General features: G+C 71.9%; 22 protein-coding genes and 1 pseudogene. 15 read left to right on the top strand and 8 right to left on the bottom strand.

What is annotated here, in order from left to right:
* Positions 1-89: 89 nt before the first annotated feature.
* A complete protein-coding gene (locus ACZ31C_RS01965; protein WP_465793809.1) occupies positions 90-1,031 on the top strand; it encodes a GNAT family N-acetyltransferase in 942 nt (313 codons plus the stop codon).
* A 154-nt stretch (positions 1,032-1,185) separates the two neighbouring features.
* On the opposite strand, the gene ACZ31C_RS01960 is transcribed toward ACZ31C_RS01965, so the two are convergent.
* Both ACZ31C_RS01960 and ACZ31C_RS01955 read right to left on the bottom strand, forming a co-directional pair.
* On the bottom strand, positions 1,186-1,836 hold the full coding sequence (locus ACZ31C_RS01960) for a futalosine hydrolase (protein ID WP_465793808.1): 651 nt from the start codon (positions 1,834-1,836) through the stop codon (positions 1,186-1,188).
* A 253-nt stretch (positions 1,837-2,089) separates the two neighbouring features.
* Positions 2,090-3,494 (bottom strand): annotated as a pseudogene (locus ACZ31C_RS01955) (MFS transporter); the annotation flags it as partial.
* Positions 3,495-3,581: 87 nt separating this feature from the next.
* Here ACZ31C_RS01955 and ACZ31C_RS01950 point away from each other — a divergent pair.
* Positions 3,582-4,418 (top strand): DUF3027 domain-containing protein, encoded by an 837-nt coding sequence (locus tag ACZ31C_RS01950; RefSeq protein WP_449946371.1) that lies wholly within the window; start codon positions 3,582-3,584, stop codon positions 4,416-4,418.
* Positions 4,419-4,450: 32 nt separating this feature from the next.
* Here the strand turns inward: ACZ31C_RS01950 and ACZ31C_RS01945 are convergent, their stop codons facing one another.
* Entirely contained in the window at positions 4,451-4,693 is a 243-nt protein-coding gene (locus tag ACZ31C_RS01945) for a DUF2530 domain-containing protein (protein WP_465793807.1), read from the bottom strand.
* Between the two features lie 86 nt (positions 4,694-4,779).
* Here ACZ31C_RS01945 and ACZ31C_RS01940 point away from each other — a divergent pair, with 86 nt between their 5' ends.
* The 4 genes from ACZ31C_RS01940 (at position 4,780) to ACZ31C_RS01925 (ending at position 8,791) form a co-directional block, all read left to right on the top strand.
* Complete coding sequence (locus tag ACZ31C_RS01940) at positions 4,780-6,255, top strand: NCS2 family permease (protein WP_465793806.1); 1,476 nt, start codon at positions 4,780-4,782, stop codon at positions 6,253-6,255.
* A 130-nt stretch (positions 6,256-6,385) separates the two neighbouring features.
* Positions 6,386-6,835 (top strand): MarR family winged helix-turn-helix transcriptional regulator, encoded by a 450-nt coding sequence (locus ACZ31C_RS01935; RefSeq protein ID WP_350700359.1) that lies wholly within the window; start codon positions 6,386-6,388, stop codon positions 6,833-6,835.
* 76 nt (positions 6,836-6,911) lie between these two features.
* Entirely contained in the window at positions 6,912-8,189 is a 1,278-nt protein-coding gene (locus tag ACZ31C_RS01930) for an MFS transporter (protein WP_465793805.1), read from the top strand.
* Between the two features lie 98 nt (positions 8,190-8,287).
* Positions 8,288-8,791 (top strand): hypothetical protein, encoded by a 504-nt coding sequence (locus ACZ31C_RS01925; RefSeq protein WP_465793804.1) that lies wholly within the window; start codon positions 8,288-8,290, stop codon positions 8,789-8,791.
* Here the strand turns inward: ACZ31C_RS01925 and ACZ31C_RS01920 are convergent, their stop codons facing one another.
* Positions 8,792-9,688, bottom strand: coding sequence for an IS5 family transposase (locus tag ACZ31C_RS01920; RefSeq protein ID WP_465793803.1), 897 nt, complete (start codon positions 9,686-9,688; stop codon positions 8,792-8,794).
* A gap of 130 nt (positions 9,689-9,818) precedes the next feature.
* Here ACZ31C_RS01920 and thpR point away from each other — a divergent pair, with 130 nt between their 5' ends.
* Positions 9,819-10,400, top strand: coding sequence for an RNA 2',3'-cyclic phosphodiesterase (gene thpR / locus ACZ31C_RS01915; protein WP_465793802.1), 582 nt, complete (start codon positions 9,819-9,821; stop codon positions 10,398-10,400).
* Positions 10,401-10,442: 42 nt separating this feature from the next.
* Here thpR and sepH read toward each other — a convergent pair whose 3' ends face one another.
* The 3 genes from sepH to ACZ31C_RS01900 form a co-directional block, all read right to left on the bottom strand.
* Positions 10,443-11,522, bottom strand: coding sequence for a septation protein SepH (gene sepH, locus ACZ31C_RS01910; RefSeq protein WP_465793801.1), 1,080 nt, complete (start codon positions 11,520-11,522; stop codon positions 10,443-10,445).
* Between the two features lie 260 nt (positions 11,523-11,782).
* Positions 11,783-12,910, bottom strand: a complete 1,128-nt coding sequence (serC, locus tag ACZ31C_RS01905; RefSeq protein WP_465793800.1) for a phosphoserine transaminase — start codon at positions 12,908-12,910, stop codon at positions 11,783-11,785.
* A gap of 364 nt (positions 12,911-13,274) precedes the next feature.
* Positions 13,275-14,381 carry a citrate synthase 2 gene (locus ACZ31C_RS01900; protein WP_396692183.1) on the bottom strand — a complete coding sequence of 369 codons (1,107 nt, stop codon included), beginning with the start codon at positions 14,379-14,381 and terminating at the stop codon, positions 13,275-13,277.
* A 282-nt stretch (positions 14,382-14,663) separates the two neighbouring features.
* On the opposite strand from ACZ31C_RS01900, the gene pdxH reads away from it, so the two are divergent.
* The 7 genes from pdxH (at position 14,664) to ACZ31C_RS01865 (ending at position 20,746) form a co-directional block, all read left to right on the top strand.
* Positions 14,664-15,290: a pyridoxamine 5'-phosphate oxidase gene (gene pdxH, locus ACZ31C_RS01895; protein ID WP_465794339.1), complete on the top strand. Its 627-nt coding sequence runs from the start codon at positions 14,664-14,666 to the stop codon at positions 15,288-15,290.
* Positions 15,287-16,627: an MFS transporter gene (locus ACZ31C_RS01890; RefSeq protein WP_465793799.1), complete on the top strand. Its 1,341-nt coding sequence runs from the start codon at positions 15,287-15,289 to the stop codon at positions 16,625-16,627. Before pdxH ends, ACZ31C_RS01890 begins: the two co-directional genes overlap by 4 nt.
* Before the next feature lie 11 nt (positions 16,628-16,638).
* Positions 16,639-17,568: an aldose 1-epimerase family protein gene (locus tag ACZ31C_RS01885; RefSeq protein WP_465793798.1), complete on the top strand. Its 930-nt coding sequence runs from the start codon at positions 16,639-16,641 to the stop codon at positions 17,566-17,568.
* Positions 17,569-17,587: 19 nt separating this feature from the next.
* A complete protein-coding gene (locus ACZ31C_RS01880) occupies positions 17,588-18,190 on the top strand; it encodes a nitroreductase family protein (protein WP_465793797.1) in 603 nt (200 codons plus the stop codon).
* 191 nt (positions 18,191-18,381) lie between these two features.
* Entirely contained in the window at positions 18,382-18,687 is a 306-nt protein-coding gene (locus ACZ31C_RS01875; protein WP_131055140.1) for a type II toxin-antitoxin system VapB family antitoxin, read from the top strand.
* Between the two features lie 30 nt (positions 18,688-18,717).
* Complete coding sequence (locus ACZ31C_RS01870; RefSeq protein ID WP_465793796.1) at positions 18,718-19,878, top strand: acyl-CoA dehydrogenase family protein; 1,161 nt, start codon at positions 18,718-18,720, stop codon at positions 19,876-19,878.
* Between the two features lie 115 nt (positions 19,879-19,993).
* Positions 19,994-20,746, top strand: a complete 753-nt coding sequence (locus ACZ31C_RS01865) for a DUF4230 domain-containing protein (protein ID WP_465793795.1) — start codon at positions 19,994-19,996, stop codon at positions 20,744-20,746.
* A gap of 319 nt (positions 20,747-21,065) precedes the next feature.
* On the opposite strand, the gene ACZ31C_RS01860 is transcribed toward ACZ31C_RS01865, so the two are convergent.
* The gene (locus ACZ31C_RS01860) at positions 21,066-21,272 is read right to left on the bottom strand and encodes a PspC domain-containing protein (RefSeq protein WP_117230305.1); all 207 of its coding nucleotides are present in this window, start codon (positions 21,270-21,272) and stop codon (positions 21,066-21,068) included.
* Between the two features lie 470 nt (positions 21,273-21,742).
* On the opposite strand from ACZ31C_RS01860, the gene ACZ31C_RS01855 reads away from it, so the two are divergent.
* Entirely contained in the window at positions 21,743-23,119 is a 1,377-nt protein-coding gene (locus ACZ31C_RS01855) for an L-serine ammonia-lyase (RefSeq protein WP_465793794.1), read from the top strand.
* Positions 23,120-23,172 lie beyond the last annotated feature (53 nt).

The raw sequence follows: 23,172 nt of genomic DNA, 5'->3' as shown, positions 1-23,172 counted from the left end.
GGGGCAGTGACGGCACAGGGGACGACGCCACGGGGGACAGCGCTACGGAGGGCAGCGCCACGGGGGACGACGCGATGGGGGACAGTGCCATGGGGGACAGTGCCATGGGGGACGACGCCCTGGGGGACAGCGCTGGTGCCGCTGGGGAGCGGCTGGTCGACGTGGGAGCGATGCTGCGGGCGTTGCGTCGACGGGCCGACCTCAGCCAGCGGGAACTGGCTGCCCGGTCTGGTGTGCCGCAGTCGACCGTGGCGCGGATCGAGTCGGGGCGGGGCGCTGACCCGCGGTTCCGGACCGTGCAGCGGCTCGTCCGCGCGGCAGGGAGCACGCTGGGCCTCGTCGGGGGCTCCGCCATCGCGGCGGGGCGAGCCCCCGCGACCGGGGACGAGAGCGCCACCGGGGACGCGAGCGCCAGCAGCGACAGCCCAGGCCAGGCAGGAGCGAGCGATGCGGCCTCCGACGACACCTGGCGGGACGCGGCGGGACGTCGCTATCCGGCCCATCTCGACGCGCGGCGGGTACGCACGCTCAAGGACTGGCCGGGGGCCTGGTGGGCGAACTGGTACTCGTTGCCGCCCGAGCGGTGGCCGTTACGGGTGCCCGAGGTGACCTTCGACCTGAACCGGCGGTACCGGGACGAGCGCCGTGACCGTGAGCGGTTGCTCGCCGAGGTGCGGATCCGTCGCGTCACCGACGGCGTGCCGGAGACGTGCTGGCGTCTGGTCGCCGAGCTGTCGGACGGGGATCCGGTCGGCGAGTTGCGTGCCCATGAGCGCAGTCTCGACCTGTTGCACGCCGAGGACCTGGGTGACCAGCGCGAGTTGGTGCTGGACGGTGTGTTGGTTGCTCCCGGGCTGCAGCGGCTGGGCATCGGACGGCGGCTGGTGGGTCGGCTCGTCGAGGAGACGCGTCGGACGGGTCTGCGCACGGTGTGCGCCACCGCAGAGTCGGGTGGAGTGCGGTTCCTGATGGCTTGCGGCTTCCGGATCGCGTCGGGCAGACCCGTGTCGCTCCGTCTGGAACACCGGTGACCGCTGGCTGGAACACCGGTGACCGTTGGAACCGAGGCCAGTCCGCCACCCCGGTTCTGCACCAACCAGCGCGGGAACGGCTGGCGAGATCAGCGCGGGAGCGGCCGGAGCGGCGAGATCAGCGCGAGCGCGGGCGGCTAGCGCAGGGCGGTGGCTAGCGCAGGGCGGTGGCGGCGGCGGTGAGGGCGACGAGCGCCTCGCGCATCCGCCAGGCGCTGCGGTCGCGGGGACCGATCGGGTTGGAGACGGTACGCAGCTCCGCGAAGGGCACGCCGGCGTGGATGGCGGCGACGGCCACGCCGTACCCCTCCATGGCCTCGGCCACGGCGTCCGGGTGACGTCGGCTCAGCGCCTCGGTGCTGGCGGCGGTGCCGGTCACGGTGCTGACGGTCAGCACCGGACCGACGGTGGCGTCCGGTAGCGCGGCGCGCAGGGCGGCCAACAGGGCGGGGTCGACGGCGACGGAGGTGCCGCCGCCGAGCAGTTCCGCCGGCATGCCGAGGTCGTCGAGGGGGATGAAGCCGTCGGGCGACTCGGCACCCAGGTCGGCGGCGACGGCCCGGGTGCCGAGCACAGTGCCGCCGACCGGTACGCGGCCCGGGAAGCCACCGGCCACGCCCGCGCTGACCACCCCTCGGTACGGCCGGCCGGCGCCCTCGGCGAGGGCGAGCAGACGGGCGGTCGCGGCCCCGGCGACGGCCGGCCCCACGCCGACCGGCACCACCGCCACGGCGGGGTCGGCGAGACCGGCCTGGATCGCCTCCGCCTCGGCTGGCACTGCGGTGACCACGAGCAGTCCGGTCACGGGATCGGTCCCGGTGAGCTGCGTCGGGTCTCGTCGTCGCTGCCGCCGGTGACCGCCGACGACGGGCGGTAGATGTGGAAGCCGGGCGGTGCCAGGTCGCGCTCGTCGGCCGTACCGCCCTGGTAGGGCGCCGGTGAGGTGGGTGCGGCCTCGGCGGCCTTCGCCTGCTCGGCGGCTTCGGCCTGCTCGGCCGCCTTCTTGTCCCGGGCGGCCTGCTCCGTGGCGGCCTGTTCGTCGGCGGCCCGTTCCTCGGTGGCCAACTCGTCGTCGGTCAGTGGTCGGCCGCGCAACCGTTCGGCCCGCAGCCGGCGGGCCATCACCATGCCGCGCATGGCGGCGAGCGTGCCGGCACCGGCGGCGACCGCGATGCCGATGCGGCCCTCGAAGGGTACGAGCCCCAGCCCGCCGCCGGCCACGAAGGCGAGCATCAGGGCCGTCTCTGAGTGCGCGAAGGAACTCGCCCGCAGTCGTTCCGGGATGCGTTCCTGGATCGAGGCGTCCACGGCCAACTTGGCGATGCCGCTCATCATGGCCGTGACCACGCAGAGCAGGGCCACCATCGGCAGGGAGAAGTTCAGGACGGTGAGTACGCCCACTCCGGCCACGATGATCATGCCGCTGGACTGGAGCGCGGCCGGCCGGTGGATGCGTAGTCGGGTGCCGATCGCGGTGGCCAGGAAGGTGCCGACGGCCAGGGCACCTCCGACCAGGCCGAGTGCTCCCTCGTCGCCCAGGTCGCGGCCGAACACGACGGTGGTCAGGTCGCCCGCCTTGATGGTGAAGGCGAGGAAGAGCAGCAGGAAGCCGTAGGTCGCGCGTAACGTGGCCGCGCCGACGAGGGTGGAGATCACCAGCCGTCCGGCGGGTCGGCCCCGGCCGAGTGGTCGGTCACCAGTGCGGCGCAGCAGCGCGCGCAGCGGGCGGGGGACCCGTTCCGGTGGCTCGGAGTCGGCCTTCGGCGGTAGCCGGAGCGCCACCACCATGCCGACCAGGAAGATGACCGAGGCGACCCGGAGCGGCCACTGCGGCCCGAACCAGAACGCGGCCAGTCCGATCGGGGCGACGAGGGCACCGGCGACCGTGCCGTAGACGCTGGCGCGTGCGCCGACCTGGGACAGCCCGAGCCCTTCGGGCAGGAGTCTGGGCACGGCGGCGGACCGCGCCACGCCGTACGCCCGGGAGAGCGCGAGTACGCCGAAGGCCGCCGGGTACAGCCCGAATCCGTGGATGTAGTCGGAGATCAGCCAGGCCAGGAAGGCCCGACCCAGCATGGTCGTGGCCAACGCGTACCGCCGGCCGTGCCGGAAGTGGTCGAGCAGCGGGCCGACCACCGGGGCGAGCATGGCGAACGGGACCATGGTCACCAGCAGGTAGAGCGCGACCTTGCTGCGCGCCTCGCCGAGCGGCACGTTGAAGAAGATCGTCCCGGCCAGGCCGATGGCGATCAGCGTGTCACCGGCGCAGGAGACGGCGTGCAGGTCGAACATGCGGACCATGCCGGTCTCGCCGCCAGCACCCCGGGACCGGGCCCGGACGGCACTACGCGTCACCCAGCGTCCGCTGCTCAGCGAGCCGCGCAGCAGCAGCCGGACGGCCCGGATTCCGGTGCCGACGGTCCGCCCGAGGAGGGACCTCTCGGGGCGGGAGGACAGCGGCATGGCACCCATCCTGAACCATCGAGCCGACACTTGGCGCGTCACCGCCGCAGAACACCTCTGGGGAGTGCCTCGCAGTCGGCCCCGCGCATGGGTGACAATGGTTGGGTGACCAGGCCCGCCTCCGCCCGCGCCGCTCGTCTCGACCAGGTCTGCGCCGCCGCCGTCGAGGTGGCCCGCGCCGGCATCACCGAGGTGGATCCCGACGACGTCGGCGACCACCTGCAAGCCGTGGCTGAGGGTGACCGCCTCGTCACCCACTACTTCGAGTGCCGTCAGGCCGGTTACCGCGGTTGGCGGTGGGCGGTCACCGTCACCCGGGTGCCGCGCAGCCGGACCGTGACGATCTGCGAGACGGTGCTGCTGCCCGGGCCGGACGCGCTGCTCGCGCCCGGCTGGCTGCCCTGGCAGGAGCGGCTCAAGCCGGGCGACCTCGGCCCCGGTGACCTGCTGCCGACGCCGCCGGACGACGAGCGGCTCCAGCCCGGCTACCTGCTCTCCGACGACCCGGCGGTCGAGGAGACCGCGTGGGAGTTGGGGCTCGGTCGGCCTCGGGTGTTGTCGCGGGAGGGCCGGGCCGAGGCGGCGCAGCGCTGGTACGACGGCGACCACGGCCCGTCGGCGCCCATCTCGACCGCCGCGCCCGCCGCCGCCCGCTGCGGCACCTGCGGCTTCTACCTACCGCTCGCCGGCAACCTGCGGTTGTGCTTCGGGGTGTGCGGCAACTTCTACGCCCCGGACGACGGTCGGGTGGTCAGCGCCGACCACGGGTGCGGTGCCCACTCGGAGACTCTGGTCGACGCCGAGACGGCGGTGGACGAGATGCCCACCGTCTACGACGACAGCGCGGTGGAGCCGATGTCGGTCAGCCGTGCGCCCGGGTCCGTGGAGTCCGGCGAGCCGGCGGAGCCGTACGGCCACTCCTGACCGACCGGAGTCGGACCGCCTCGGCGGGTCGCTCAGCCGGCGGCGCGTCGTCGCCGTCGGTGGGCGTCGTGGCGCATCATCACCGCGAGACCGGGGAAGCCCCACAGAAAACCGGCCAGACAGATCCATAGCCAGTTCTCGTGACCGCTGTCGATCAGACGGTCGCGGAACAGCAGCAGCACCAGCCCGGCGACCGCCCAGGCCGCCATCCCGGCCAGCGCGAACGGCACCATCGGCGGGTCGAGCGGCTCTGGGCGGGGCTGCTGCTTCGGCACCCGGTCAGGGTACGTGACGCTTTTCCGCCGCCTCGGGTTCTGCGACGATGCGCGCGACAACCCGATGATCCGCTGTGAGGTTCCTGATGGCAGTAGCGCCGCCCGACGAGGGCACCCCACCCGGTCCCAGTCGTCCCCGCAACGGCTTCGACCGGTACTTCGAGATCTCGGCCCGCGGCTCGACGATGAGCCGTGAGGTACGCGGTGGCCTGGCGACCTTCTTCACGATGGCGTACATCGTGGTGCTCAACCCGCTCATCCTCGGTAGTGCCGTCGACGGCGACGGCAACACGCTGCCGATCCCGGCGATCGCGGCGGCCACCGCCCTGCTCGCCGGTCTGCTGACCATCCTGATGGGCGTGGTCGGCCGCTTCCCGCTGGCGGTGGCGGCGGGTCTCGGCGTCAACGCGCTGGTGGCGTACGAGATCGCTCCGGAGATGACCTGGGCCGACGCGATGGGCCTGGTGGTGATCGAGGGTGTGATCATCGCGGTGCTGGTGCTGACCGGGCTGCGTACCGCGGTGTTCCGCTCGGTGCCGACCCAGATGAAGACGGCGATCGGCGTCGGCATCGGGCTGTTCCTGACCATCATCGGGTTGGTCGACTCCGGTTTCGTCCGGCGTCTCCCCGACGAGGCGAACACCACCGTGCCGGTCGGGCTGGGCATCGGCGGCAAGCTGGTCAGTTGGCCGATGCTGGTGTTCGTGGTGGGTCTGCTGCTGACCCTGGTGCTGGTGGTGCGCCGGGTACGCGGAGCCATCCTGATCGGCATCTTCGCCTCGACGCTGCTGGCGATGGTGGTCGAGGCGGTCGGCAACATCGGACCGTCCGTGGTCAACGGGGTGCCGAACCCGAAGGGCTGGTCGCTGAACGTCCCGACGCTGCCCAGCAACCCGTTCGACGTGCCGGACCTGTCGCTGCTCGGCAAGTTCAACGTGCTGGGGTCATGGGAACGGGCCGGCTGGCTGGTCGTGCTGATGTTCATCTTCACGCTGTTGATCACCGACTTCTTCGACACGATGGGCACGATGGTGGCCGTCGGTCAGGAGGGCGGCATGCTCGACGACCAGGGCACCCCGCCCCGGACCAAGGAGATCCTGCTGGTCGACTCGATCGCCGCGGCCAGCGGTGGCGCGGCCAGCGTCTCCAGCAACACGTCGTTCGTCGAGAGTGCCGCCGGTGTGGCGGAGGGTGCCCGCACCGGCGTGGCCAACCTGGTCACCGGTGTGCTGTTCCTGCTGGCGATGTTCCTCGCGCCGCTGGTCGTGGTGGTGCCGTTCGAGGCGGCGTCGGTCGCGCTGGTGGTGGTCGGCTTCCTGATGATGACCGCGGTACGCACCATCGACTGGTCCGATCACGAGATCGCCATCCCGGCGTTCCTCACCATCGTGCTGATGCCGTTCACGTACTCCATCTCCAACGGCATCGGTGCCGGCCTCATTGCGTACGTGGTGATGAAGCTGGCCAAGGGCAAGGCCCGCGAGATCCACCCCTTGCTGTACGGGGTGGCGGCGCTGTTCGTGGTGTACTTCCTGCGCGGCCCGATCGAGTCGCTGTTCTGACGCCGGCCCGGGTCGGGCGTGCGTGCCGCGCACAACGCGAGCGCACCCCGGCCCGGGGATCGGTGATCACCCGGGTGAGCGTGGTCATATTCGCTGCCGACTCCGGGTCTCATTAGCTAGGCTAACTAACGTGACGGAGCGGACGGTGACGGCTCAGAGCATGCCACCGGCGCAGCTGGCCCATCAGCTGCGAGATGCGATCACCCGGCTCAACCGGCGGGTCCGCCAGGCCCGGCCGGTCGGTGACCTGACGGTCACTCAGTTGTCCGCGCTCACCAGCCTCAAGCTGGCGGGCGCGCTCACGCCGCGGGAACTCGCCGACGTCGAACGGGTGCAGCCACCGACGATGACCAAGATCGTCGCGAAGCTGGAGGAGCGCGGCCTCGTGCAGCGCACGCCCCACCCGACCGACGGCCGGCAGGTCATCCTCGCGACGACTGAGGGAGGCCGGGCCGTGCTCGACCAGTTCGAGCGGGTACGGGACGAATGGCTGGCCCACCGGCTGGCCGAGCTGAGCGATGCCGACCGGGAGACCCTGCACCACGCAGCGGAGATTCTGCAGCGAGTTTCCCGAGCCTGACACCGCACACCGGGTGTGCGCCGTGCCGTGACGTCCGTCGTTGATGACGCGTACGACGCGAGGAGGCGCACCAAGCGTGCAGGCGAGGCTCAGCACGATGTTCCAGTCCCTACAGGTCCGCAACTACCGGCTATTCGCCTCCGGGCAACTGGTCAAACTGATCGGTGTCTGGATGATGTTCATCGCCCAGGACTGGCTGGTTCTCGAACTTTCCGGCGATTCGGCCACCGCGCTCGGCGTGGTCGTCGCCCTTCAGTTCACCCCGGTGCTCCTACTCACGCTGATCTCCGGGCGGTTGGCCGACCGGTACGACAAGCGGATGCTCCTCTTCATCGCCAACGCCTTCTGGACGGTGTTGTCGCTGGCGATGGCGCTGCTGGTGCTCACCGGCCTGGTTCAGCTCTGGCACGTCTTCGTCTTCGCTGCCCTGCTGGGCGTGGCCAACGCGGTGGAGACCCCGGTACGCCAGGCGTTCGTCTCCGAGTTGGTCGGCACCCCGTTGCTGCCGAACGCGCTCTCGCTCAACGCGGCCGTGTTCAACTCGGCCCGGATCGTCGGCCCGGCCGTCGCCGGTGTCGCCATCGCCCTCTTCGGCGTCGGTCCGGTCTTTCTGTTCACCGCGCTCAGCTCGATCGGCCCGCTGGTCACCGTGATCCAGATGCGTACCGCCGAGCTGCACCGGGAGCCGTTGCCGCCGCGCAACGAGCGGGCCGCGGCGACCGTGCTGGACGGACTGCGGTACGTCAGTCGGCGCGCCGACCTGGTGCTGCCGATGGTCGTGATGTCCGTGATCGGCATGTCGCTGTTCAACTTCCAGCTCACCCTCGCGGCGCTGGCCAAGACCGTGTTCCAGACCGGGGCGGCCTCGTTCGGCCTGTTCAGCACCACGCTCGCGGTGGGCGCGCTGGTGGGCGCGCTGGCCGGCACCGGGCGGCGCAGCCGTCCCTCGGTCTGGCTGGTGCTGGGTGCCGCCATCGCCTGTGCCGCCTTCGGGACGCTCGTCGGCCTCGCGCCCACGTACTGGATGGTCGTGGTGTTGCTGCTGCCGACCGGCTTTTTCATGGTCTATTTCGCGCAGGCGGCCAACCAGCGGGTCCAGCTCGGCACCGATGCGGCCTTCCGGGGCCGGGTGATGGCCCTGTGGGTGCTGGTGTTCCTGGGCACCAACCCGGTCGGTGCGCCGCTGATCGGCTGGATCGCGGAGACCTTCGGGGCCGGGGTCAGCATCTGGGCCGGCGGGCTGGTCTCCCTGGCCACCGCTCTGCTCGCGCTGGCCTGGCAGCTTCGCCGCGACGGCGCTCGGCTGCGGTTCCGGATCCTGCCGATGCCGCGCTTCTACGTCACCGAGGTCTGAGACCACGGTGCCGGGCGCGCCCCGACGTGGTCGGGGTGTCCGGCGCGGATACCGGAAAATCGGTTACATCACGCTGGGTGTCGGCATAACTTCTTTGCGTGGAGGTTCTGCGGTCGCTGCTGCTCGCTCTGTCGCTGGCCGGCGTGGTCCTCCTGCCGGTGCTGATCGTCCTGGTGGTCGGTGCCGACGACATGGTCGGCCGGGTCACCTACGGCTACTCGCAGTGGCGTGCCCGGCGTCGGGACCGCCGAGTGATCGCCCGGCTGCACCGGACGCTGGCGGCCGACAGGTTCGCCGTCCGGGCCGATCTCGCCGCCCTCGACCGGCGCGACCGACATCCGCTGGAGCAGATCGCGGCCGACCTGAGGTGCCTGCGGCGGGAACGGGTCGGCGGGGCGGCGGTGGTGTGGCACAGCGCCGTCCTCGACGCGTACGACGACCGCCTGCGGTTGGCCTGCCGGGCACTCGGGATCGTCGAGCACCTGGCCGAGTTGGCCGGCGTCGACCGGCAGATCGAACGGGTCAGGGTGGAGGGCGAGCTGGACGCCGCCGGGCTGCGCCTGCCGGCGACCCGCCCCGGGCAGCGCGAGCGGCACCGCTAACTAGGCCGTGTTTCGTAGGGCTCGGAGCCATTGGTTGATGGCGGCGATGGTGAGGGTGGCTTCGTAGCGGACGGCGAGTTTGTCGTACCTGGTGGCCATGGCGCGGTGTTGTTTGAGCTGGTTGATGCCGCACTCCACGGCGTGGCGTAGGCGGTAGACCTTGGGGTCGAAGGCGGGCGGGCGTCCGCCTGCGGATCCTTTGGCCTTGCGGTGCGCGTCCTGGTCGGTCTTGCTCGGGATGCACGCGCGGATGCCGCGGGTTCGTAGGTGGGCGCGGTTTGCCTTGGACGTGTACGCCTTGTCGGCCAGCACGGTGTCGGGGCGGGTCCGTGGTCGGCCGCTACCGATCCGGGGGATGCGGATCTTGGCCAGTACGGGGATGAACTGGGGGCTGTCGCCGCGCTGTCCGGCGGTCACCACCAGGGCCATCAGTTTGCGGCCCTGCTCGCAGGCCAGATGGGTCTTGGTGGTCCAGCCGCCCCTCGATCGGCCGAGGCCGTGATCTGCCGGCTCGGCCTGCACACCACCAGGAGGCTCCTTCTGCGCCTGACCGTCGCGACGGGCTCCCGCCGCGTGCTGGTGGGCGCGGCTGACGGTCGAGTCCACGCTCACCGTCCAGCCGATCAGCCCCGCTGCGTCCGCCCGGGCCTGCAATGAGGTGAGCAGCCGGGCCCAGAGACCGTCACGCTGCAAGCGCCGGAACCATCGATACAAGGTCTGCCACGGCGGATACTCCGCAGGCACGTCCCGCCACGGCGATCCGGTCCGCACCCGCCACCGGATCCCGTCGATGATCAGTCTCATGGTCCATCTGCGCGGCCGAGCATCACCCGTTCCCGCAGGCAGCAACGGTTCCAGCACCGCCCACTGCACGTCGGTCAGGTCATGTCGCCTCACTGCCGCTACGCTCGGCACGAGGTCTCCGGTGTGAAGTTCCAGCTTGGTCGCTGAACCAACTACCGGAGACCTCTCCCATTAGCGACCACCGCCACACCCCAACAACGACGCCCTACGAAACACGGCCTAGGTGCGACTCTTCACCGCGATCCATCCGTCGACCGAGGCGGTCGCGCACCTGACCGACCGGGTGGCGCGGCTCCGGCTCGGTGCCGCCGCTGCCGCCGGGACCAACGTCCGACTGTTCGATCCGGCGCGGGCCCACCTCACCCTCGCGTTCCTCGGTGACGTCGACCCGGGGCGGCTGGTCGAGGTGGAGAGCGCCCTCGGGCTCGCCGCCGAGTGGTCGCGGGAAGGGCGTACCGCCGCTCCTCGGCTTCGGTTGGCCGGCGGCGGGCGCTTCGGTCGGGGACGCTTCACCGTGCTCTGGGTCGGGGTGGGCGGCGAGGTCGAGGCACTGCACGTGCTGGGGCGGCTGATCCGCTCCCGGCTGCGTCACGCCCGGCTGCCGTACGACGAGAAGCCGCTGCGTCCGCACCTGACCGTGGCCCGCCCCGGCGACCGGCTCTCACCGGATGACGTGGACGCCGATCTCGCCGCCCTGGCGGACTACCAGGGCCCCGAATGGCCAGCCGGGGAACTCGTGCTCACCCGCAGTGAACTGGGGCCGCACCCGGCCCACCACCGCCTCGCGGCGTGGCCGCTGTCCTAGCTCAGCGCCCTCGCCGGGCACCGGCGCGTGGCCGGTGCCCGGTCAGGAGGACTCGCGGGCCGCGGGACCGCTGCCGAACAGGACGTCGTCCCAGCTCGGCAGCCGCTTGCGCGGCTTGGCGCCGGCCTCGGTCGACTCGTTGGCCGTGGCGGCCGGGGCACCCGTGCGGCGCGGTCGCAGCACCGCCAGCGACGGCACAGCCGGGACCTCCTTGGGCGCGTCCGCGTCGTCGTCGAAGGCGGAACCCTGACCGCCGCCGAGCAGGGCAGCTGCGCCGCCACCGACGGCCCGGCGCGGCGTGTCCTGGCCACCGGCGAGCGCGGCCGGCGAGCGGGGTTCGAGACCACGGCCCGAGGTGGAGCCGAGTGGGCGGTCGAGCGAGGCGAGCAGCGCGTCCCGGCCGGCCCGGATCGGGTCCCGACCGGAGCGGCTCTGATCGGTCGGCGCGGGCAACCCGTGCCCACCCCGGCTCGGCTCACCGCGCGACGGGCCGGGCAGGGCGTGACCGCCCCGCTCCGGTGCCGGCTCCTGGCCGAGGAGCGGCGCGGGCCGCTCGGCGCAGAGGTATTGCGCCATGTCGTCGTGTGGGGCCACCGACTGCCGGGTCTTGTCCAGATCCCAGACCGCCTGGGCAGTGGCCTTGCCGGACGGCCAGGTGGCGACGATCCGCCAGGTGCCGTCGTCGCGGCGCCACGCGTCCCAGGAGATCTTCTCGGTGTCGATCCCGTGCTGGGCGAGCCGGCCGTTGACCACCTCGGCGAGGGGTGTGGGCTTCTCGGCGCCCTTGAGCCGGGTACGGCGGGCGTGCTGGGCGAGCATCGCCCGCTCCTGGAGCACCGGCCCGGCGTAGCGGAGCACCCGGTCGACCGGCACACCGGCGATCCGGGCGACGTCCTCGGCAGACTCGCCGGAGCGGATCCGGGCCTGGATGTCCCGAGGGGACAGCGACGGCACCGGGTCGGCGGTGGACGGTGCCACCGCGAGCGTGGGCGCACCGGGCTCGGCGTGCATCGCTCCGGCGATACGCTCGTCGATGGGCAGGGCGAGCAGGCGCCCGACCTCGTCGGCGAGCACCAGGGCCTGGCCGTCCTCGGAGAGGGCGACGAAGCGTACTGGGCGCATCGCGTTGCCTCCGTCCCGCTTCGCTGGCCGTTACGCCACGAGCCGGCCACCCGGGGCGTTGCGCTCCACGGTACGCCCATCCGGAGCCTGGTGGGAGACGCCACGCCCGGGCAAGTCGAGCTGAGCAGCCTAATTCCCCGCTGTTGAGCGCTGTGCGGCGGGTCAGTGCCGCGAGCGCGACAGTGGCGTTTGTCGCAGTACGACACGGGCCCGGCGACCACAGTGGGTCGACCGGGCCCGCAGGGTCACCGCGAGTTTACTCAGAGTCGCTCGACCACGTAGTCGATCGAGGCGGTCAGCGCCTCCACGTCGGCCGGCTCGACGGCCGGGAAGAGTGCCACCCGGAGCTGGTTGCGGCCCAGCTTCCGGTACGGCTCGGTGTCCACGATGCCGTTGGCGCGCAGCGCCTTTGCGATCGCGGTGGCGTCCACCCCGTCGGCGAAGTCGATGGTGGCGACCACGTTGGAACGCAGCGCCGGGTCGGTGACAAACGGGGTGGCGACGGTCGAGCGCTCGGCCCAGCCGTACACCGTCGCGGCGCTCTCGGCCGTGCGCTTGGCCGCCCAGGCCAGCCCACCCTGGGAGTTCATCCAGTCGGTCTGCTCGGCGGCGAGGAAGATCGTCGCCAGCGCCGGGGTGTTGTAGGTCTGCTCCAGCCGCGAGTTGTCGATCGCGGTGACCAGGTCGAGGAAGGCCGGGATGTACCGGCCGGAAGCCTTGATCTCGGCCGCCCGCTCCAGCGCGGCCGGCGACATCAGGGCCAGCCAGAGCCCGCCGTCGGAGCCGAAGCACTTCTGCGGGGCGAAGTAGTAGACGTCGGTCTCGCCGACGTTGACCTCCAGGCCACCGGCGCCGGAGGTGGCGTCGACCAGCAGCAGCGAGCCCGGGTCGGCACCGGCGACCCGGCTGATCGGCACCGCCACGCCGGTCGAGGTCTCGTTGTGCGGGGTGGCGTAGACGTCCACGCCGGCCTCGGCGGTCAGGGTCGGCGCGCTGCCCGCATCCGACTTGCGGATCGTCGGCTCGCCCAGGAACGGCGCGTCCTTGACGGACTTGGCGAACTTGGCGCCGAACTCGCCGAAGCTGGCGAACTGGGCCCGGTCGCGGACCAGGCCGAACGTGGCGACCTCCCAGAACGCGGTGGTGCCGCCGTTGCCGATCACCACCTCGTACCCCTCGGGCAGCGAGAAGAACTCGGCGATGCCGGAGCGCAGCCGGGCCACCTGGTCGCGGACGGTCTTCTGCCGGTGCGAGGTGCCCAGGTAGCTGGTCGCCACCTCGGCGAGCGCGGAGATCGCAGCCGGACGGACCTTGGACGGCCCGCAGCCGAAGCGGCCGTCGGCGGGCTTGATCTCGTCGGGAATCCGGATGGTCGGTGCGTCAGCCACGGTCGTAAAGATCCTTCCGCATGGGTCGGGGCCCGGGTGAGCAGGTGGGGCGGACCGACGGCGGGCGCGTGCGGGTGCACGGTCGAAGCCGGGGTCCAGCCCATCGGGCGGCGCTGCCGGAATTCATCCTTGCACCCGTCGACGCCCCGCCGGGTGCTGGTCCCAGCCCCAACCGTGAGGCGTCCGCCACAGCCCGTGGCGTCGCCCACATCCCCGCCGCTGCCCGCCCGCCGCTGCCCGCCCGCCGTGCAGCGCTCGCTGCGCTGGGCGCCGGGCCTGGATGTTAGGAAGGGACCCCTGTACTACCGGAGACGGTAGAAAGGGTCCCTTCCTTACACCTCAGACGCCGGGCGACGCCGACGCCTCAGACGTCGTGCGGGACGGCGTCCCAGCCCTCCACCTCGTTGGGCTTGCGCGGGCCGTGGCCCACGTACCGGGCGGAGGGGCGGACCAGCCGCTGGAGCCGCTTCTGCTCCAGGATGTGCGCGCTCCACCCGCCCATCCGGGCGCAGGTGAACATCGAGGTGAACATGTGCGCCGGCACCTCGGCGAAGTCGAGCACCACGGCGGACCAGAACTCGACGTTGGTGGCGAGCACCCGGTCCGGGCGGCGGGCCTGCAACTCGGCCAGCGCGGCCCGCTCCAGCGCCTCGGCGACCTCGAAGCGCGGCGCGCCCAACTCCTTGGCGGTGCGACGCAGCACCCGGGCGCGTGGGTCCTCGGCCCGATAGACGCGGTGGCCGAAGCCCATCAGCCGCTCACCCCGGTCGAGCACGCCCTTGACGTAGCTCTCCGCGTCGCCGCTGCGCTCGACCGCCTCCAGCATGCTGAGCACCCGCGACGGGGCACCGCCGTGCAGCGGGCCGGAGAGTGCGCCGATGCCCGAGGAGATGCAGGCGGCGGCGTCGGCGCCGGTGGAGGCGACGATCCGGGCGGTGAAGGTGGAGGCGTTCAGGCCGTGCTCGGCGGCCGAGATGAAGTACGCGTCGACGGCCTTGACGTGTCGGGGGTCGGGCTCGCCGCGCCACCGCTTCATGAAGCGCTCGACGATCGTCTCCGCCTTGTCGATCTCCTTCTGTGGCACCGCCGGCAGCCCGAGGCCGCGGGCGGACTGGGCGACGAAGGAGAGCGCGGTCACCGACACCCGGGCGAGGTCCTCGCGTGCCTGCTCGTCCGAGATGTCCAGCATCTGCTGCAGGCCCCAGTACGGGGCGAGCATCGCCACCGCAGACTGCACGTCGACCCGGATGTCGCCGGAGTGCACCGGCACCGGGAACGGCTCGGCCGGCGGCAGGCCCGGGCCGAACCGGCCGTCGACCAGCAGCGCCCAGACGTTGCCGAAGGAGACCTGGCCGATCAGATCCTCGATGTCGACGCCGCGGTAGCGCAGCGCGCCACCCTCGCGGTCCGGTTCGGCGATCTTGGTCTCGAACGCTACGACGCCCTCAAGTCCGGGTTTGAAGTCGGCCATCTCACTACTCCTGGTGTGTGGTCGGTGCGCCCGCCCGGCTCGGTGCCCCGGCCCCGGCCGGGTGAGCGCCTTCAGGCGACCCTGCTCCGGATGTGTGTTCGTGACATCTTGCCTGCTGGTGATCGGGTATGCGACCCGCTGCGGATGTGCTGCTGACGACATCCCCGGCCGCAGGCGCCGTGGGGCACTCGGTAAGACTGGCCCCGACGGGCTGGTCGCGGGGGCGAGCGGCCCGATCCAGAGGGAGGAAACGTGACGGGCAACACACCGCCACCCGCGGGGATGCGTCACGAGTACGCCGCAGACGCCGGCCTGATCGAGGCCGACCTGGCGGCGCAGTGGCACACGCAGTTCGACAGGTGGTTCGCCGACGCGGTCGCCGCCGGGCTGCCCGAGCCCAACGCCATGGTGGTCGGCACCGCCGACGCCGAGGGCCGACCGAGCGCGCGGACCGTGCTGCTCAAGGGCTACGACCCGACGGGCTTCGTCTTCTTCACCAACTACCTCTCGCGCAAGGGTGTCGAGGCGGAGGTGAACCCGTACGCCAGCCTGGTGTTCCCGTGGTTCCCGATGCAGCGGCAGGTGATCGTCGCCGGCCGGGTGGAACGGATCGACCGGGCGGAGACCGAGGCGTACTTCGCCAGCCGGCCGCGCGGCTCCCGACTGGGCGCCTGGGCCAGTGCCCAGTCGTCGGTCCTGCCGGACCGGGCGGCGCTGGACGAGGCGTACCGGGTGGTGGCGGACCGGTTCGCCGACGTGGATCCGATCCCCGCCCCGCCGTACTGGGGCGGGCTGCGGGTCCGGCCCGATTCGGTGGAGTTCTGGCAGGGTCGGGCCAGCCGGTTGCACGACCGGCTGCGGTTCCGCCGCGACGCCGACGACTGGGTCGTGGAGCGGCTGGCGCCGTGACCTCGACAGACACGGACCGGCCCCGCGAACGGCGGCGCTGGGCCATCGACCTGCGCCCGCTGCGGGTGGTCGCGTACCGGCGGCTCTGGCTCGGCAACGGCATCGCCATGTTCGGCTTCCAGTTCACCGCGGTCGCCGTGCCGGTGGAGATGTACGCCCTCACCCAGGACTCGCTCTGGGTCGGGCTGCTGGGCATCGCCGCCTTCGTACCGCTGCTGGTGTTCGGGCTCTGGGGCGGGGCGGTGGCCGACGCCATCGACCGTCGGCTGGTGCTGACCGCCGGTTCGGTGCTGCTCTGGGTCTCGGTGGCCGGGCTGCTGGCGCAGGCGTTGCTGGGGGTGGGCAGCCCGGTGCTGCTGCTCGGGCTGGTGGCGCTCAGTTCGGTCGCGTACGCGATCAGCGGGCCGGCGCGCAGCGCGCTGGTGGCCCGGCTGGTCCCGGCCGAGCTGGTGCCCGCCGCGACCACGCTGAACTTCACCACCGCGATGGCCACCTCGGTCCTCGGGCCGCTGGCTGCCGGTCTGATCCTGGCCACCTGGCACCTCGACGTGGCGCTGCCGATCGCGTACGCGGTGGACGCGGTGTTGCTCGTCGCCCTGGTCTGGGCGGCGCTGCGGCTGCCCGCGATGCCGCCCGAGCCGGACCCGGACGGTACGCCCCGACAGGTCGGGCTGCGCAGCGTCGTCGACGGGTTCCGCTACCTGCTCGCCAGCCGGGTGCTGATGCTCTCCTTCGGCATCGACCTGATCGCGATGGTGTTCGCCTTCCCCCGGGCGCTGTTCCCCGAGGTCGCCGCCGAGCGCTTCGGCGGGGGCGCGGCGGTGGGGTGGCTGTACAGCTCGATCGCGATCGGCTCGCTGCTCGCCGGGCTGGTCTCCGGCTGGATCGGCCGGGTACGCCGGCAGGGGCTGGTGCTGGTGCTCGCCGTGGTGGGCTGGGGCCTGGCGGTGGCGCTGGCCGGGTTGGCCCGGCAACTCTGGCTGGTCATCGCCCTGCTGGTGCTGGCCGGAGCGGCCGACCTGATCAGCTCGGTGGTGCGGCAGTCGATCCTGCTGATCTATGCGCCGGACCGGATGCGCGGTCGGCTCCAGGGCGTCAACACCGTGGTGGTGGCCGGTGGGCCGCGCCTGGGCGACCTGCGGGCGGGTGCCATGGCGACCGGCTTCGGCAGCGGCGTGGCCTGGGTCGGTGGCGGTCTCGTGGCGGCGGGCCTGGCGGTCGTCCTCGCGGTGGCGTTCCCGGCGTTGAGGCGTTACCGGCCGCCGGTGACGTCGAACACCGAGGGCGCTTCCGAGGACCACCCGGCACGGCGAGCGCAGAGCGGTTCCGGGGGCTAGGGTCTGGCGACATGAGCAGCAGCGAGCCGCGTCCCCTGTCCGGGGCACAGTGGACCATTTCCGCCGCAGGTCACGAGGCGGTCATCGTCGAGGTGGGCGGCGGGGTCCGCACCTACCGGCAGGACGGGGTGGAGCACCTCGACGGGTACGCCGCCGACGAGTTGTGCCCCGGCTCGGCCGGACAGGTGTTGGCTCCCTGGCCGAACCGGATCCGTGACGGCGTGTACCCCTTCGACGGGCAGTCGTACCAGCTCCACCTGACCGAGCCGGAGCGGCACAACGCCATCCACGGCCTGGTCAACTGGGCCCGCTGGGAGCTGATCGAGCAGCAGCCGGACGAGGTCGTCGTCGGGCTCGACATGCCGGCGCAGCCGGGCTACCCCTGGCCGCTGCGGCTGCGTACCCGGTGGAGCGTGGGGGCGGACGGGCTGCGGGCCGCGCACGAGGTGACCAACATCGGCGTGGAGTCGGTGCCGTTCGGCTTCTCCGTGCACCCGTACCTGCGACTACCCGGGGTGGCGGTGGACGACGTGGTGATGCGGGTACCGGGGGAGACCCGGCTGCTGCTGGACGGGCGGCTGCTGCCGGTGGGCGTGGCCAAGGTCGCCGGCACCGAGTACGACTACACCGAGCCGCGCCGGATCGGCGACGCGGTGCTGGACCTGGCCTTCGGACAGGTGATCCGGGACGCCGACGGCGGCTCCGCGGTGACGCTGAGCGCACCGGACCGGTCGCACGGCCTCCAGATCTGGGCCGACGCCCAGTTCGGTTGGTGGCAGGTGTACACCGGTGACACGCTGACCGGGGAGCGTTTCCGCCGGTCGGTGGCGGTGGAGCCGATGACCTGCCCGCCGGACGCCTTCCGTTCCGGTCGGGATCTGATCACGCTGGCGCCGGGCGACACCTGGCGCGGCGACTGGGGTATCCGGCCGGGCAACTGAGCCGGCGAGGAGGAACGACGTGGAGTTCGCAGAGGTCGTCCGGGGACGCCGCATGGTGCGCAACTACGACCCGGATCGTCCGGTTCCGCCGGAGGTCGTGGAGCGGCTGCTGGACCACGCGGTCCGCGCGCCGTCGGCCGGCTTCTCCCAGGGCTGGGGCTTCCTGGTGCTGGAGGAGCCGGCGGACCGGGAGCGGTTCTGGGCGGCCAGCACCCCGGAGGACGCCGGTACGGGACGCTGGCTGACCGGGATGCGGCGGGCTCCGCTGATCGTCGTGCCGCACGCGAACCGCTCCGTCTACCTCGAACGGTACGCCGAGCCGGACAAGGGCTGGGCGGACCGGTCGACGGACCGCTGGCCGGTGCCGTACTGGTACGTCGACACCGGGTTCGCCGCGTTGTTGATGATGCTGACCGCCGTGGACGAGGGGCTCGGTTCGTGCTTCTTCGGCATTCCGCCGCAGCGGTTGTCGTCCTACCGGGAGGCGTTCGGCGTGCCTGAGGCGTACCACCCGATCGGCGCGCTCACGATCGGTTACCGTGCCCCCGACCACCGGTCACCGTCACTGCGTCGGGGGCGCCGTCCGGTCGGCGAGGTCGTCCGCCGAGGCCGGTGGAGCTGACCGAAACCGGAGGTTCGTCCGGTGCAGAACCGGACGACCGGTAGCGAAACTGGCAACAAGGAGCAGAACGTGGGGTGCGTGCTGCGGCTACGCTGGCACGGTCACGGGCGCCGCGTTACGCGGCGCCCCGCCGCGACCCGGCCCGGCTCGGCGTCGTGGTTCGGCCCGACCAGGGGGAGGAGCGTGCCGTCGTGATCTTCAGAGCGGTCCGGGACGGGTGTCCATACCCGCAACACAATCTGACCCTCAAGCAGTGGGCGGAGATCCCGCCCCGGCCGCTGCGGCTGGATCAGCTCATCACCACCAAGCGGGAGCTGGCGCTGGACAAGCTGCTCGCCGAGGACTCCACCTTCTACGGTGACCTGTTCCCGCACGTGGTGCAGTGGAACGGCGGCCTCTACCTGGAGGACGGCCTGCACCGCGCGTTGCGCGCCGCCCTGCAACAGCGAAACCAGATCCACGCCCGGGTGTTCGTGCTCGCCGAAGCGATCGAGTGACCCGACACCTCGTGCTGAACCGTCGTTAGGGTGGTGGGCGTGGACCTGCTCGACCTGGACTCGTCGCTGACCGAGGAGGAGCGGCAGATCCGCGCCGTCGTGCGCCGCGTGGTGGACGAGCGGGTACGTCCACACGTCGCCGGCTGGTACGAGGCCGGTGAGGTGCCGGCCCGCGAACTGGCCCGCGAGTTCGGCGCGCTCGGTCTGCTCGGCATGCACCTGACCGGGTACGGCTGTGCCGGCTCGACGGCCGTCGCGTACGGGCTGGCCTGCCTGGAGTTGGAGGCCGGCGACTCCGGCGTCCGCTCCCTGGTCTCGGTGCAGGGTTCGCTGGCCATGTACGCCATCTGGCGCTACGGCAGCGAGGAGCAGAAGCAGCGCTGGCTGCCGGCGATGGCGACCGGCGAGGCGATCGGCTGTTTCGGGCTGACCGAGCCGGACCACGGCTCCGACCCGGGATCGATGACCACCCGGGCCCGCCGCGACGGTGACGACTGGATCCTGCACGGTACCAAGATGTGGATCACCAACGCCCCGATCGCCGACGTCGCGGTGATCTGGGCGCGCACCGACGAGGGGGTGCGCGGTTTCGCCGTACCCATGGACACGCCGGGGGTGACGGCGCGCGAGATCGGCCGGAAGATGTCCCTGCGCGCCTCGGTGACCGGGGAGATCGCGCTCGACGACGTCCGGCTGCCGGCGGACGCCCGGCTGCCCGAGGCGATCGGGTTGAAGGCCCCGCTGGGCTGCCTGACCGAGGCCCGGCACGGCATCGTCTGGGGCGCGCTCGGCGCGGCCCGGGACTGCCTGGAGACCGCCCTGACGTACGCGACCACCCGCACCCAGTTCGGTCGCCCGCTGGCCGGCTTCCAGCTCACCCAGGCCAAGCTCGCCGACATGGCGGTCGAGTGGCACAAGGGCTACCTGCTGGCGCTGCACCTCGGGCGGCTCGCCGACGCCGGCCGGTTGCGCCCCGAGCAGGTCAGCGTGGGCAAACTCAACAACGTCCGCGAGGCGCTGGCCATCGCCCGTGAGTGTCGGACCATCCTCGGTGCCAACGGCGTCTCCGGCGACTACCCGGTGATGCGGCACGCCAACAACCTGGAGAGCGTCCTGACGTACGAGGGCACCTCCGAGATCCATCAGCTGGTGATCGGGCAGCGGCTCACCGGCGTCTCCGCGTTCACCTGATCTTTCACGCCTCTGACCTGCGGAAACACACGTTCGGGCGACTCGACGAGCGGCTGTCGTACCGGGGGCTTACCGTCATCAACAGACAACGCGTCTGACAAGGACGGTGAGGGCGATGGCACGCGACAGCGACATCAACGAGCCCACCAGCACGTTTGCCGACCACCAGCCCGGTGACGACAGCACGGACCGGCCGGATGCCCCGCCCGTGCCACCGGGCGGCGGTGGCGGTGCCGCGAGGGCCCTGCTCTGGGTGCTCGGCGCCGCGGCGATGGCGGTGGTGGTGCTGCTCGGCGTCCAGACCACCGGCATCCTGCCGGAGTTCCGCAACCCGTTCAGCAAGGAGCAGACCGACCGCACCCAGCCCGCGCTGCTGGAGTCGATGCAGGACCTCAGCCGCTACGTGGCCGCCGAGGGCAACTTCCAGGTCGTGGTCGACCTGGAGAACGACCGGCGCAACGTGCCGGACTGGCTGCTCAACCAGCGCACCCTGTTCGTCGGGTCGGGCAGCGTCGAGGCGTACGTGGACTTCGGCGCCCTCAGCGAAGGCGCGATCGTGCAGTCCGCCGACGGCAAGTCCGTCGAGGTCAAACTGCCCGCACCGCAGCTCGCCGAGACCAATCTCGACCTCGACAAGAGCTACGTCTTCGCGGAGGAGCGCGGGCTGCTCAACCGCGTCGGCGACCTGATCGGCGGCGACCCGAACCGGCAGCAGCAGGTCTACCAGCTCGCCGAGGACCGGATCACCGCCGCCGCCCGGGACAGCGGCCTGAACGCCCGTGCCGAGGAGAACACCCGCAAGATGCTGACCGGATTGCTCGGTTCGCTCGGCTTCGAGCAGGTCACCATCACCTACACCGCTCCCTGACCCGCCGCACTGCCCCTGCACTCCCGCCCCCGCACTGCCCCGCCCCGCCGGCTGTCGCTCGACCTGCCGGCGGGGCGGTCGGTCGTCGGGGGTCGAGGCAGCAACTTCATGTTTGTTGCTGTCTCCAGAGGGGCCTGAGGCAGCAGTATCACTGAAGTTGCGTGGCCTGGGCCTGAGTTCGGTGGTGCGGAAAGCCGAGGACCGCCGACGTGAGCCGGCGGCCCGGGTGGCCTTGGTGGGGTGTCGTTGGCCGGGTTGGCAGCCTGCGCGACGGCACCTCCGGTGACCGGGGTGGCCTCGCGTGCGGAGGACGGACCGGTCAGTGGCCTGCGACGAGGTAGCGGTCCTCGTTGGGCATGATGATCCAGAGTGCCAGGTAGATGACGACCTGAGTGCCGGGCAGCAGCAGCGACAGCAGGAACAACAGCCGGATGAGCCCGGCGGAGGTGCCGAAGCGCTGGGCCAGACCGGCGCAGACTCCGGCGAACATGCGCCCCTGCCGGGGCCGGACCAGTTTGCGACTCATGGTGGTACTTCCCCTCTGCGGCGATCCGCCGCTCCATGCCTCAACGCTAGGAGCGGGTGGCCCCCGCGCCCTCGCCCGCGAGAACGAACCTCAGCGCGCGCACCCGTAGGTACTTACCCGCGTCCCCACCGAGCCACCCATCCCCGAGCAACCCCGACCCGCGCGTCGATCGAGGAGCCGGGGTGGGAGCCGCCGCCGTGGCGAGGACCCGGCGATCATGGAGTCGTGGCAGGCGCAAGAGGTGCATATTAGGCCGAAACCTCGACCACAAGTCCAAGATCGCGCGGGCAGGGCAGGGGCGGGGGCGGGTGGGGTGTGGGTGGGGTGTGGGTGGGGCGGGGGCGGGGTAGGGTCGGCGGGTTGGGCGCTCTCACCAGGGCGTATGACGGGCCGCGTCCGGATGGGGGGCGGCCACCTCTTTCGGCGGGCTGCTGACCGGTGATCCCGGGGCAGGGCGAGGAAGTGCAGTCATGATCAGTGTGTTCGACCTTTTCAGCGTGGGCATCGGGCCGTCCAGCTCGCACACGGTGGGACCGATGCGGGCGGCGCGTACGTTCGTCGCGGGGCTCAAGGCCGACGGGCTGCTCGCGGACGTGGTCCGGGTACGGGCGGAACTGTTCGGGTCGCTCGGTGCGACCGGGCACGGGCACGGCAGTGATCGGGCGGTGCTGCTCGGGCTGGGCGGTGCGGCACCGGAGACGGTGGACACCGACAGCGTCGACGCGCGGGTGGCCCGGATCCGGGAGCAGGGCCGGCTGGCGCTGCTCGACACGCACGAGATCGAGTTCGAGCCGGACCGGGATCTGACGTTGCACCGGCGGCGGTCGTTGCCGTACCACCCGAACGGGATGATCTTCGCGGCTTTCGACGCGAGCGGTGCCGAGGTCAGGGCGCGGACCTACTACTCGGTCGGCGGCGGGTTCGTGGTCGACGAGGCGGCGGCCGGTGCGGACCGGATCAAGCCGGACGCCACGACGGTGCGGTATCCCTTCCTGACCGGCGCGCAACTGCTCGACGTGACCACCTCGACCGGCCTGTCGATCAGCGAGGTGATGCTCGCCAACGAGGTGTCCTGGCGGGCCGAGTCGGACGTACGGGCCGGTCTGCTGGACATCTGGCGAGTGATGCGCGAGTGCGTGGAGCGCGGCTGTTCCCGGGACGGCACGTTGCCGGGCGGGTTGAAGGTGCGCCGCCGCGCGGCCGAGCTGCGCCGCAGCCTGGAGACCGACACGGTGGTGCCGGACGGGGATCCGCTGCACGTGATGGACTGGGTGACGCTGTTCGCCCTGGCGGTCAACGAGGAGAACGCGGCCGGCGGCCGGGTGGTGACCGCGCCGACCAACGGTGCGGCGGGAATCATCCCGGCGGTGTTGCACTACTACACGCGCTTCGTGCCGGGGGCCTCCGACGAGGGGGTGCTGCGGTTCCTGCTGGCGGCCGGTGCGATCGGGGTGCTGTTCAAGGAGAACGCGTCGATCTCCGGGGCCGAGGTGGGTTGCCAGGGCGAGGTCGGTTCGGCGTGCTCGATGGCCGCCGCCGGGTTGGCCGAGGCGCTGGGCGGTACGCCCGCCCAGGTGGAGAACGCCGCGGAGATCGGCATGGAGCACAACCTCGGGTTGACCTGCGACCCGGTCGGGGGCCTGGTGCAGATCCCGTGCATCGAACGCAACGCGGTGGCTAGCATCAAGGCGATCACCGCCGCCCGGCTCGCGTTGCGCGGTGACGGGGTACACGCCGTGTCGCTCGACAAGGTCATCAAGACCATGCGTGAGACCGGCGCCGACATGAAGGTCAAGTACAAGGAGACGGCGCGCGGCGGCCTCGCGGTCAACGTGATCGAGTGCTGAGCGGATGACATTCACCGGCTGCTAACCTGTCGTCCGTTCAGCAGGCGGGAGAC

It is taken from the genome of Micromonospora sp. NPDC023869, from assembly GCF_055559695.1.
Note: the sequence above shows the minus strand (reverse complement) of the source record. Positions and strands in the feature narration are given on the sequence as shown.

What these genes read in the sequence shown, in the direction of transcription:
- ACZ31C_RS01965 (WP_465793809.1), top strand. Translation starts at nt 90, where the DNA reads ATGGGGGACAGTGCCATGGGGGACGACGCCCTGGGGGACAGCGCTGGT.
- ACZ31C_RS01950 (WP_449946371.1), top strand. Translation starts at nt 3,582, where the DNA reads ATGGGTGACAATGGTTGGGTGACCAGGCCCGCCTCCGCCCGCGCCGCT.
- ACZ31C_RS01940 (WP_465793806.1), top strand. Translation starts at nt 4,780, where the DNA reads ATGGCAGTAGCGCCGCCCGACGAGGGCACCCCACCCGGTCCCAGTCGT.
- sepH (WP_465793801.1), bottom strand. Translation starts at nt 11,522, where the DNA reads ATGCGCCCAGTACGCTTCGTCGCCCTCTCCGAGGACGGCCAGGCCCTG.
- ACZ31C_RS01900 (WP_396692183.1), bottom strand. Translation starts at nt 14,381, where the DNA reads ATGGCCGACTTCAAACCCGGACTTGAGGGCGTCGTAGCGTTCGAGACC.
- pdxH (WP_465794339.1), top strand. Translation starts at nt 14,664, where the DNA reads ATGCGTCACGAGTACGCCGCAGACGCCGGCCTGATCGAGGCCGACCTG.
- ACZ31C_RS01885 (WP_465793798.1), top strand. Translation starts at nt 16,639, where the DNA reads ATGAGCAGCAGCGAGCCGCGTCCCCTGTCCGGGGCACAGTGGACCATT.
- ACZ31C_RS01865 (WP_465793795.1), top strand. Translation starts at nt 19,994, where the DNA reads ATGGCACGCGACAGCGACATCAACGAGCCCACCAGCACGTTTGCCGAC.
- ACZ31C_RS01860 (WP_117230305.1), bottom strand. Translation starts at nt 21,272, where the DNA reads ATGAGTCGCAAACTGGTCCGGCCCCGGCAGGGGCGCATGTTCGCCGGA.
- ACZ31C_RS01855 (WP_465793794.1), top strand. Translation starts at nt 21,743, where the DNA reads ATGATCAGTGTGTTCGACCTTTTCAGCGTGGGCATCGGGCCGTCCAGC.